7 protein-coding genes are annotated in these 11,416 nt (G+C 68.5%); all 7 read left to right on the top strand.

Annotation, left to right across the window (positions count from 1 at the left end; genetic code table 11):
* Positions 1–51 precede the first annotated feature (51 nt).
* The 7 genes from C167_RS32355 to glgX all read left to right on the top strand — a co-directional run bounded on the left by C167_RS32355 (position 52) and on the right by glgX (position 11,321).
* Positions 52–240, top strand: coding sequence for a DUF2934 domain-containing protein (locus C167_RS32355; RefSeq protein WP_017517885.1), 189 nt, complete (start codon positions 52–54; stop codon positions 238–240).
* A 446-nt stretch (positions 241–686) separates the two neighbouring features.
* Complete coding sequence (glgA, locus tag C167_RS0108705) at positions 687–2,219, top strand: glycogen synthase GlgA (protein ID WP_017517884.1); 1,533 nt, start codon at positions 687–689, stop codon at positions 2,217–2,219.
* Positions 2,216–3,994: a malto-oligosyltrehalose trehalohydrolase gene (treZ, locus tag C167_RS0108700; protein ID WP_017517883.1), complete on the top strand. Its 1,779-nt coding sequence runs from the start codon at positions 2,216–2,218 to the stop codon at positions 3,992–3,994. Before glgA ends, treZ begins: the two co-directional genes overlap by 4 nt.
* Positions 3,991–6,033, top strand: coding sequence for a 4-alpha-glucanotransferase (gene malQ / locus C167_RS0108695; RefSeq protein ID WP_017517882.1), 2,043 nt, complete (start codon positions 3,991–3,993; stop codon positions 6,031–6,033). Before treZ ends, malQ begins: the two co-directional genes overlap by 4 nt.
* Positions 6,026–8,749 carry a malto-oligosyltrehalose synthase gene (gene treY / locus C167_RS0108690; RefSeq protein ID WP_017517881.1) on the top strand — a complete coding sequence of 908 codons (2,724 nt, stop codon included), beginning with the start codon at positions 6,026–6,028 and terminating at the stop codon, positions 8,747–8,749. The genes malQ and treY overlap by 8 nt, the downstream gene beginning before the upstream one ends.
* Positions 8,746–9,177 carry a DUF2934 domain-containing protein gene (locus C167_RS32350; protein ID WP_017517880.1) on the top strand — a complete coding sequence of 144 codons (432 nt, stop codon included), beginning with the start codon at positions 8,746–8,748 and terminating at the stop codon, positions 9,175–9,177. The genes treY and C167_RS32350 overlap by 4 nt, the downstream gene beginning before the upstream one ends.
* Positions 9,178–9,191: 14 nt before the next feature.
* Entirely contained in the window at positions 9,192–11,321 is a 2,130-nt protein-coding gene (gene glgX, locus C167_RS0108680) for a glycogen debranching protein GlgX (RefSeq protein WP_017517879.1), read from the top strand.
* Positions 11,322–11,416 lie beyond the last annotated feature (95 nt).

The raw sequence follows: 11,416 nt of genomic DNA, 5'->3' as shown, positions 1-11,416 counted from the left end.
CGAACTGCCGGTGCGAAACCTTGCGTACCCCAACGACCTGCCGGAGGACACATGGACCAGGACCGCGAAGCACAGATCCGCCAGAAGGCCCACGACCTCTGGGTGGCCGAAGGAAAACCCAGCGGTCAGGCCGAGCGCCACTGGAAGCTCGCCGAGCAGAGCCTCGACCAGCCCTTGCCCGTGGAGCGCGCCCAGGACCTGGATTACAAGGGCAAGGACAACCCCCGCCGCGAAGCGTAGCGGCAAGGCATATTGCAACCGGCGAAGCGGCACATCGTGCACTTTGCTGGTTGCACATCGCCATTTGACCCGCCTAATTCTCTTGTTTTTCAAGGACTTATACACCATCCAAAGTCTGGTACGGACCCTGCTTGCTTCATTACCTGACGCCTGCGCATTCAGCCGGGCGTCACCTTCCGTTCTTGCCGCAACCACCCACTACGAGGGCAGCCACCATGCTGAATCCACGGACGCCGTTCGACCCAAGCGCCGTCGCTCCGCTCCCGTCTGGGCGAAAGCCGGAGCGTGCGCCGCCGTCCTGAACCCATCGGCGGAAATTCGAAACTTCGTCCTTCGCCGCCCCGTCCGCCGAAGGACATCTTCACCACCACGGAGAGACCCACGGGCCCGGAAGGAAACGCCGGCCCCGCTGAAAAGACGCCCCGCTGACAAGAGAGGAATGAGCAATGCGCAACCAGCTGGCCGATGTGCGCCTGGAAGAAGCCACCGTCAATCTCACCGCAATCCCCACCCCGGCCGATGGCGCGCCGCCCCAGCGACGCAAGCGAATCCTCTTCGCGACCTCCGAATTCAGCGACTTCGTCAAGGCCGGGGGCCTGGGCGACGTGTCCGCCGCGCTGCCTCGCGCACTGCTGGCCGACCACGATATCCGCGTGCTGATTCCCGGTTATCCGCAGGTGCTCAAGGGCGCCGTGGCGTGCCGGGTGGTCGGCCGCCTGCCGGGCCTTGCCGCGCTACCCGCCTGCGATATCGGCGAGCTGAAACTGGCCGACGGCCTGATCGTCTACGCGGTGATCTGCCCCGAGCTCTATGATCGTCCCGGCACGCCCTACGTCGACCAGCATGGCCAGGAGTGGGCGGACAACCACATCCGCTTCGCCCGCCTGAGCCTGGCAGCGGCCGACATTTCCGCCGGCATGAGCGAACTGGGCTGGTGCCCGGACCTGCTCCACGTCAACGACTGGCCCACCGCCCTCGCCCCGGCGTACATGGCCTGGCGCGGGCAGATCACCCCCAGCGTGCTGACCATCCACAACCTCGGCTACCAGGGTTCCTGCCCGCTGGGCTGCTGCGCCGAGCTGGGCCTGCCCGAGGCGGCCGGCCTGCCGGGCAGCATGGAGTTCTACGGCAAGCTGTCGTTCCTCAAGGCCGGCATCAGCCACGCCAGCCACATCACCACGGTGAGCGAAACCTACGCCCGCGAAATCACCGGCGAGGAGTTCGGCTGCGGCATGCATGGCGTGCTCGCCCAGCGCCGCGACCGCGGCCAGCTCAGCGGCATCACCCATGGCATCGACGCCACCTGGGACCCGCTGAACGATCCGCACCTGATCGAAGGCTTCGACGCCACCCGTCTCGCCGGCAAGCGCCGCAACGCCGAATACATCGAGAAGCAGTTCGGCCTGCTGCCGGGCCGCGGCCCGCTGTTCGCCGTGGTATCGCGCCTGGTGCACCAGAAAGGTATCGACCTGACCCTGGCGATCGCCGACGAGATGGTGGCCGCCGGTGGACGCCTGGTCTCCATCGGCTGCGGAGAACCGGAGCTGGAACAGGCCATGCGCGACCTGGCCGAGCGTTACCCGGGCCGGGTCGGGGTGCAGGTCGGCTTCGACGAGACCACCGCCCGGCGCATCTATGCCGCCAGCGACTTCCTGCTCATGCCCTCGCGCTACGAGCCCTGCGGCCTCAGCCAGATGTATGCCCAGCGCTTCGGCTCGCTGCCCATTGCCCGGCATACCGGCGGGCTGGCCGACACCATCATCGATGGCGTCACCGGCCTGCTGTTCCGCGACGAGACTCCGGCCAGCTACTTCGATGCCGTGCGCCGCGCACTGAACATCTACCGCTACCCCGAGCTGCTCAACGCCATGCGCTGCAAGGCCATGGAATCACCGCTGCTGTGGGAGGACGCCGTGCGGCCCTACACGTCGCTTTACCAACGTCTGCTGCAACGCGTGCCCGCGCAGGCCGTGCGATGACCGCGCGGCACGGTGCGCAGGTCCTGCCCGGCGGCAGGGTGAGGTTTTCGCTGTGGGCGCCGGATGCGCAGCGTGTCGAAGTGGAACTGAGCGGCGGCCGGCGCCACGACCTGGAGGCCAGCGCCGACGGCTGGTTCAGCGCCGAGGTGCCGGCCATAGTCGGGCAGACGTACCGCTACCGCATCGACCATGAACTGAGCGTCGCCGACCCGGCCTCCCGTGCCCAGGCCGGCGGCGTCGAAGGCGAAAGCCTGGTGGTCGACCCCGCGCTGTTCCGCTGGCAGCATCCGCAATGGCGTGGCCGGCCGTGGCACGAAGCGGTGATTTATGAAGTCCACGTCGGCCTCTTCGAGGGTTTCTCCGCCCTGCAGGGACGCCTCGCCGAACTGGCAGCGCTGGGCGTCACCGCCATCGAGCTGATGCCACTCAACGCCTTTCCCGGCCGGCGCAACTGGGGCTACGACGGCGTACTGCCCTACGCGCCGGCAGGCGCCTACGGCGAGCCGGACAGCCTGCGGCAGTTGATCGACACTGCCCATGGCCTGGGCCTGATGGTGTTGGTCGACGTGGTCTACAACCACTTCGGTCCGCAGGGCAATTACCTGAATCGCTACGCCAGCGCCTTCTTCCACCGGGAGCAGCAGACGCCCTGGGGCCCGGCTATCGATTTCAGCCAACCGGCGGTGCGCGAATTCTTCATTGGCAACGCCGAGATGTGGGTGCGCGAATACCGCGTCGATGGCCTGCGGATCGACGCCGTGCACGCCATCGGCGACGAGGACTTCCTCCTCGAACTGGCCAGCCGCGCCCGGCAGGCCGCCGAGGGTCGCGAACTGCACCTGGTGCTGGAAAACGAGAACAACCAGGCGCACCTGCTGCAGGGCCCTGCCGAGCAGGGGTTCGACGCCCAGTGGAACGACGACCTGCACCACTGCCTGCACGTGCTGCTCACCGGCGAGGACGAGGCGTACTACGTCGATTACGCCCAGCAGACCGTCGAAAAGCTCTGCCGCTGCCTGCGCGAGGGCCTGGTGTTCCAGGGCCAGGCCGATTACCGCGGCGTCGAGCGCGGTGAACCCAGCGGCGCGCTGAGCCCACAGGCCTTCGTGGCCTTCCTGCAGAACCACGACCAGGTTGGCAACCGCGCCCTGGGCGAGCGCCTGAGCATGCTCACGCAGACCGACCGCCTGCGCGCGGCGAGCGCCCTGGTGATGCTCACACCCATGGTGCCGATGCTGTTCATGGGCGAGGAATGGGGCGAGCAGCAGCCGTTCCTGTTCTTCACCGACTACCAGGGCGACCTGGCGCGGGCCGTCACGGTTGGCAGGCGCGAGGAGTTCAAGCGCTTCGCGCGCTTCTCCGAGCCTGGCGCTGCCGCCTGGATTCCCGATCCCAACGACTACCAGACCTTCGTTGCCTCGCGTCCGCGCCCGGACCAGGGCGACCCGGACTGGCGCGAGCACTACCGGCAACTGCTCGAACTGCGTCACCGCTGGCTCGTCCCGCAGTTGCCCGGCAGCCGCGCACTTGACGCACAGCCCCTGGGTGAACGCGCGCTCAGCGCGCGCTGGCGCCTGGGCGACGGCAGCCTGTGGCGCATCGACCTGAACCTGGGCACGGAGGAAGTCGCCATCGAACCGCCGGGAGAAAGCGCGCAGCTGCTGTTCTGCCTGGGCCAGACCGCCGCGCACTATCGCCACGGCTGGCTCGCCGGCGCCGCACTGGCGTTGTCCCTGGAGCCCAGCCTGCAGCTGAGCCTGGAGGCATCCCGATGAGCGACCCGCAACTGGAACGTCTGGCCAGCGCCGCCGGGCTGGCCATCGACTGGATCGATGCCGACAACCGGCCGCAGCGGCTGACCGGCGAAGTCCAGCGCAACGTGCTCGAGGCCCTCGGGTTTGCCGCCCAGAGTCCCGAGCAGATCAGCCAGAGCCTGGAGCTGCTGGAGCAGCGTCGCGCGCAGATGCCGGCGCTGATCACCGCCGACCGCGACCGCCCCATCGACGTGCCGGCCGCGACCGGCAGCCGCTACAAACTGTTCAACGAGGACGACAGCGGCCACAGCGAAGGCCATGTCGACGAGCACCGGCAGATTCCCGCCGTCGCGCACAGCGGCTATTACTCGCTGCACCTGGGCGAGCACGAGATCATCGTCGCCGTCGCCCCACCGCGCTGCCCGTCGGTGGCGCAGTACTGCGACGGCCGGGAACGGGCGTGGGGTGTCGCCGCGCAGCTGTATTCACTGCGGCGCGAGCAGGACGGCGGCGCCGGCGACCTGGCCGCCCTCGCCCAACTGGTGCGTGCCGCCGCCAGCCGGGGCGCGGACGCCGTGGCAATCAGCCCGCTGCATGCAATGTTCCCCGCCGCACGGAACATCTTCAGCCCCTATTCGCCTTCCAGCCGTCTGCTGTTCAACGAGCTGTATGCCGCGCCCGGCCTGGTGCTGGGTGACGAGCTGGTACGCCAGGCGGTGGCGGCAGCCGGGCTGGAGGCGGAACTTGTACGCCTGGAACAGCTGCCGCTGGTGGACTGGCTGGGCGTGGCCGATCTGCGCGACCGCCTGCTGGCGCAGCTGTACCGGCAGTTCCAGCAGCAGGACGGCAGACTGCACGAAGACTTCCTCGCCTTTCGTCAGCAGGGCGGCGCCGAACTGCTGCAGCACTGCTGCTTCCAGGTCCTGCAACTGCGCCGCGCCGCCTCCGGCGACGGGCTGGACTGGCGCTTCTGGCCAGAGCCGTACCGCGATGCTGCCAGTGCCGAGCTGGGCCACTTCATGGTCGACGAGGAACAGGCGATCAGCCAGCAGGCCTTCGGTCAGTGGCTGGTCGCCCGCGGCCTGCAACGGGTGCAGCGCGAGGCGCGCGAGTCTGGCATGGGCATCGGGCTGATCGCCGACCTTGCCGTGGGCGCCGAGCCCTCCGGCAGCCAGGCGTGGATGCGCCAGGACGAACTGCTCAATGGCGTCAGCGTGGGCGCGCCGCCCGACATCCTCAACCGCGCCGGGCAGAACTGGGGCATCTGCGCCTTCTCGCCCGAAGGGCTGCGGCGCAACGGCTTCCGCGCCTTCATCGAGATGCTGCGGGCCAATCTGCGCTATGTCGGCGGACTGCGCATCGACCATGTGCTCGGCCTGCGCCGCCTCTGGGTCATCCCCGCCGGCGCACCGCCAGAAGCCGGCGCCTATCTCGACTATCCGCTCGACGACCTGCTGCGGCTGATCTGCCTGGAAGCCGAGCGCGCCAATGCGATCATCATCGGCGAAGACCTTGGCACCGTCCCGCCGGGCCTGCGCGAGAAGCTGGCGGAGCGCGGCATCCTCGGCATGCGCGTGCTGCTGTTCGAGCAGCAGCACGGCCATTTCACCGCACCGCCGCAGTGGCCGGACAACGCTCTGGCCACCACCACCACCCACGACCTGCCGACGCTCGAAGGTTGGCAGCAGGCGCGCGACGTCGACTGGCGCGAGCGTCTCGGCCACAGCTCGCGCGAGGTGTCCGCGCAGGACCGCAACAGCCGCCAGCAGGAGACCTTCGCCCTGCGCCGGGCGCTGAGCGATGGCGGCATCGACAACGAGCCGCTGCTCGACGGCGCCATCGAATTCATCGGTGCCACGCCTGCGCCGCTGGTACTGCTGCCCCTGGAGGACGCCTTGGCCTGCGTGGAACAGCCCAACCTGCCCGGACCGGGCGATACCCATCCCAACTGGCGGCGACGCTTCGAGCGCAACGCCGGCGAACTGCTCGACGAGCCCCGGGTGCGCGCTCGCCTCGAACGCCTGCGCCGCGCCCGCAACGGAGGCCGCGAGCATGACTGAGATACGCGCCACCCTGCGCCTGCAGTTCAACCGTGAATTCACCCTGGACGATGCGCTGCCCTGGCTGGACTATTTCGCTCGCCTGGGAATCAGCCATCTCTATGCATCCCCGCTGCTGGCCGCGCAGCCGGGTTCGACGCACGGCTACGACTCGGTGGACCCGACCCGCATCAGCGACGAACTGGGCGGCGAACCCGCGCTGCGCCGCCTGGTAGCCGGGCTGCGGCAGAACGGCATGGGGCTGATCATCGATACCGTGGCCAACCACATGCGCATCGGCGACGCCAACCCATGGTGGCAGGACGTCCTCGAATGGGGGCTGGACAGTCCCCACGCACACTTCTTCGATATCCGCTGGCACAGCGACGATCCACTGCTGGACCAGCAGGTGTTGCTGCCCTGCCTGGGTGAGGACTACATCGATGAAGTCACTGCCGGGCGTATCCGCCTCGACTACCTGCCGGACTCGGGTCGCTTCCTGCTGCGCTACGGCGAGCAGCGCTTCCCGGTGTGCCCTTCCAGCTACGGCATGATCCTCTGCCACAGCGACGTCCCCGAGCTGCTCGAACTGGCGCCGCGCTTCGTCGAGTTGCACCACCACCCGCTGGCCCGGCACCTGGCCGAAGGGCTGTGCCAGCAGGTCGCCGCTCACCTGAGCGCGAACGCCCTGGAGCCATTGCTGGCGTCCTACCGCGAGGACTGGCACAGCCTGCACCGACTCATCGACCAGCAGCACTACCGCCTGGCCAACTGGCGGGTGGCGGCGGACGACATCAACTGGCGGCGCTTCTTCGACATCAACGAACTGGTCGGCCTGCGCGCCGAGCATCCCGACGTGTTCAACGCCAGCCACCGCTACCTGCTGCAACTGATGGACGAAGGGCTGATCGACGGCCTGCGCATCGACCACGTCGACGGGCTTGCCGACCCGCGCGGCTACTGCCGGCGCTTGGCCCGCGCCACGGATGGTGCACCGGTCTACGTGGAAAAGATCCTCGGCCCCGGCGAATCGCTGCCGGCGGACTGGAAGGTTCGCGGCACCACCGGCTACGACTTCATGAACCAGGTATCGCTGCTGCAGCACGACGTACGCGGCGAACCGCAGCTGCGGCACCTCTGGCTGGAAGTGAGCGGCCGCCAGGACGGCTTCGCCGCGGAAGTACGCCAGGCCCGCAAGCATGTGCTCGCCTCGCTCTTCGCCGGCGATGTCGAAGGCCTGGCGCAGCAACTCTGGCAGATCGCCCGCTTCGAGCTGGCCAGCCGCGACATCCCGCTGGGCTCGATCCGCCGTGCGCTGTTCCAGCTGCTCACCGCCTTCCCGGTGTACCGCACCTATGCCGGGGCGCTCGGCCGTTCGGAGCAGGACCAGCGCTTCTTCAGTCAGGCCCTGGAAGAGGCACAGCAGCATCTGGACGCCAGCGACCAGCGCACCCTGGGCTGGCTCGACCGTATCCTCGGCGGTGAGCCGTTGCGCGCCCTGCCGCCCGGCCCGCTGCGGCAGTTGCGCAAGCTCGCGCTGGACCGCTTCCAGCAGCTGACCCCGCCGATTGCCGCCAAATCCCTGGAAGACACCGCCTGCTATCGCTCGGCCGCGGCGCTGGGGCGCAACGACGTCGGTTTCGACCCCGAGCTTCTCGGCAGCGACGTGGACGCCTTCCACCGTGCCTGCGAACAGCGCGCCCGCGACTTTCCCCTGGCGATGCTGGCCACCGCCACCCATGACCACAAGCGTGGCGAAGACTGCCGCGCACGCCTGGCCGTGCTCAGCGAGCGTGCCGAATGGTTCGCCGAACGGGTCTGGTCCTGGTGGAAGCTCGCCGCTCCGCTGCGCCAGCACATCGAACGCGGCCCGGCGCCCAGTGGCGGCGACGAGCTGATCCTCTACCAGTGCCTGCTGGGCAGTTGGCCTCTGGGGCTTTCCCCGGACGACGGCGAGGGCATGCGCGACTACCACCAGCGCATCGAGCAATGGCAACGCAAGGCCATCCGCGAGGCCAAGCTGGACAGCGATTGGGGCGCTCCTAACGAAGCCTACGAAAGAGCCTGCGCCGAATTCCTTGCCGGCATCCTGCTCGAAGAGGCCGGCGCGCCACTGCGCCGGGCCATCGCCGAGGCGGCTGCGTACCTGATGCCCGCTGGCGCACTCAATTCGCTGGCGCAATGCGTGCTGCGCAATACCACGCCCGGTATACCCGACCTGTACCAGGGCAACGAGTTCTGGGACTTCACCCTGGTGGACCCGGACAACCGCCGCGTGCCGGACTACGCCGCCCACGAGGCCGCACTGGAGCACGCGCCCGACTGGCCCGAGCTGCTGCGCGACTGGCGCAGCGGGCGCATCAAGCAGGCCCTGCTGGCCGATGCCCTCGGCCTGCGCAAGCGCTGGCCTGCGCTCTTCCTGCAAGGGGACTACCTCGCCCTGGAAGTGCGCGGCGAACAGGCCAACCAGGTCCTTGCCTTCGTGCGCAGCCATGCCGGCCAGCACCTGCTGGTGGTGGTGCCGCGTTGCGTCGCCGGCCTGCTGGGCGACGCAACGCTACCGCGGGTGCGCCCCGAGGACTGGGGCGATACCCGCCTGCACCTGCCTTCTTCCCTGGCCGCCGTCCGCTGGAGCGGGCTGGCCGGCCCTGTCGATCCGCACGACGGCGAACCGCGCCTGGCTGACCTGCTGCGCGCGGTACCGGTGAACATGCTCATATCAGGAGGTGAACGATGAAGGTCAACGAGCGCAGAGTCAGCGAACTGGCCTACCAGATCTGGGAGTCCGAGGGGCGTCCGGAAGGCCAGCAGGATCGCCACTGGCGCATGGCGCGCAGCCTCGCCGAGGCCGAAGCGGCGAACCAGAAAGGCGAGGCCGAGGAGCCGGTGCAGCCGCGCTTCGAAGGCGAGCAGGAGCCGGAGAAGCCCGCCCTGTTGCAGGAGCCGCCGCGCCGCAAGGGGCGCCTGCCCAAGGCCGACCCCGAAATCCCCGCGCAAGCGGTGGGCGAAACCGTGGCACCTACGCCCAAGCGCGCCGCGCCCAAACCCAAGGCCACTGACGAGCCGGTGCCTTCCCAGCCGGCCACGTCCAAGCGTACCAAGAGCGCGCCGCCGCCCACGCCCACCGCCCGGCTGGGTAAACCCAAAGAATCCAAGCCCGTCTGACCCAGGAGCCGGACATGACCCGACGTGCACATTCCCGCGTAACCGAAGGCCGCCCCTTTCCGCTGGGGGCGACCTGGGACGGGCTGGGCGTCAACTTCGCACTGTTCTCAGCCCACGCCACCAAGGTCGAGCTGTGCCTGTTCGACGCCCAGGGCAAGCGCGAGATCGAACGCATCGAACTTCCCGAATACAGCGACGAAATCTGGCACGGCTACCTGCCCGACGCCCATCCCGGCCAGATCTACGGCTACCGGGTGCACGGCCCCTACGAACCCGACGCGGGGCACCGTTTCAACCCCAACAAACTGCTGATCGACCCTTACGCCCGGCAGTTGGTCGGCGAGCTCAAATGGTCCGAATCGCTGTTCGGCTACACCATCGGCTCCCCCGACGCCGACCTGAGCTTCGACGAGCGCGACAGCGCACCCTTCGTGCCCAAGTGCAAGGTCATAGACCCCGCGTTTACCTGGGGCGAACAGCAGCCGGTGCGCGTGCCCTGGGACGAAACGGTGATCTACGAGGCGCACCTGCGCGGCCTCAGCATGCGCCACCCGGACGTGCCCGAGCGCCTGCGCGGCACCTGCGCCGGGCTGATGAACAGCGAGTTGCTGCAACACCTGCGGCAGCTGGGCATCACCAGCCTGGAACTGTTGCCGGTGCATGGCTTCCTCGACGACAAGCACCTGCTCGAAAAAGGCATGGCCAACTACTGGGGCTACAACACCATCGCCTTCTTCGCGCCACAGGCGCGTTACCTCGCCAGCGGCCATATCAACGAGTTCAAGGAGATGGTCGCGCACCTGCATGCCGCCGGTATCGAGCTGATCCTCGACGTGGTCTACAACCACACTGCCGAAGGCAACGAGCTGGGCCCCACGCTCTCCATGCGCGGCATCGACAACGTCTCCTACTACCGCCTGCAGGCCGACAACCGGCGCTACTACGTCAACGACTCGGGCACCGGCAATACGCTGGACCTGAGCCACCCCTGCGTGCTGCAGATGGTCACCGACTCGCTGCGCTACTGGGCCACCGAGATGCGCGTGGACGGCTTCCGCTTCGACCTCGCCTCCATCCTCGGCCGCTACGCCGACGGCTTCGACGAACGCCACAGCTTCCTCGTCGCCTGCCGCCAGGACCCGGTGCTGAGCCACCGCAAGCTCATCGCCGAGCCGTGGGATTGCGGCCCTGGCGGCTACCAGGTGGGCGGCTTCCCGCCGGGCTGGGTCGAGTGGAACGACCGCTTCCGCGACACCGTGCGCAGCTTCTGGCGCGGCGACGAGGGTCAGTTGCCGGACCTGGCGCGCCGCCTCACCGCCTCGGGCGACCTCTACGATCAGCGCGGCCGGCGGCCCTACGCCTCGGTGAACTTCATCACCGCCCACGATGGCTTCACCCTGCGCGACGTGGTCAGCTACAACCACAAGCACAACGAGGCCAACGGCGAGGACAACCGCGACGGCAGCGACGACAACCGCTCCTGGAACCACGGCGTCGAGGGCCCCACGGACGATCCGGAAATCCGCCACCTGCGCCTGCAGCAGATGCGCAACCTGATGGCCACGCTGCTGCTCTCCCAGGGCACGCCCATGCTGCTGGCCGGCGACGAGTTCAGCCGCACCCAGCAGGGCAACAACAACGTCTACTGCCAGGACAACGAACTGGGCTGGGTGGACTGGAACCTCGACGACGAGGGTCGCGAGCTGCTGGCCTTCACCCGCCGCCTGATCCGTCTGCGCCAAGCCTACCCGATCCTGCGGCGCGGAAGATTCCTGGTCGGCGAGTACAACGAGGAGCTGGGCGTGCGCGATGTCACCTGGCTCGCCGCCGAGGGCGTGGAGATGACCGAGGACCATTGGCACGATCCGCAGCGCCGCAGCCTCGGCATGTTGCTCGATGGCCGCGCGCAGCCCACCGGCATCCGCCGCAGCGGCGGCGACGCGACCTTGCTGCTGCTGGTCAACGCCGGCCACGAAGACCTCGACTTCGTGCTCCCGGAAACCGCCCAGGGTCGCGAGTGGCAATTCCTCCTCGACACCCGCGAACCGGGCCAGGACCACGAGCGCAACTGGGAATTCGGCACCGCCTACCCCCTGGGTGCGCGCTCGCTGGTGCTGTTCACCCTGCGCCGCGGCGAGGACTGACGAGCGGGGAGAATCGGTCTGAACGGCCCCGCACGCCCTCAGTCGGAATCTGTAGGGGCCCCGTAAAGGGGCTCACCGATTTTTTCCGCGAGAGT

Source organism: Pseudomonas nitroreducens TX1 (assembly GCF_000313755.1).
Lineage (GTDB): Bacteria > Pseudomonadota > Gammaproteobacteria > Pseudomonadales > Pseudomonadaceae > Pseudomonas > Pseudomonas nitroreducens_A.
This window is presented reverse-complemented; position numbering and strand designations above follow the sequence as displayed.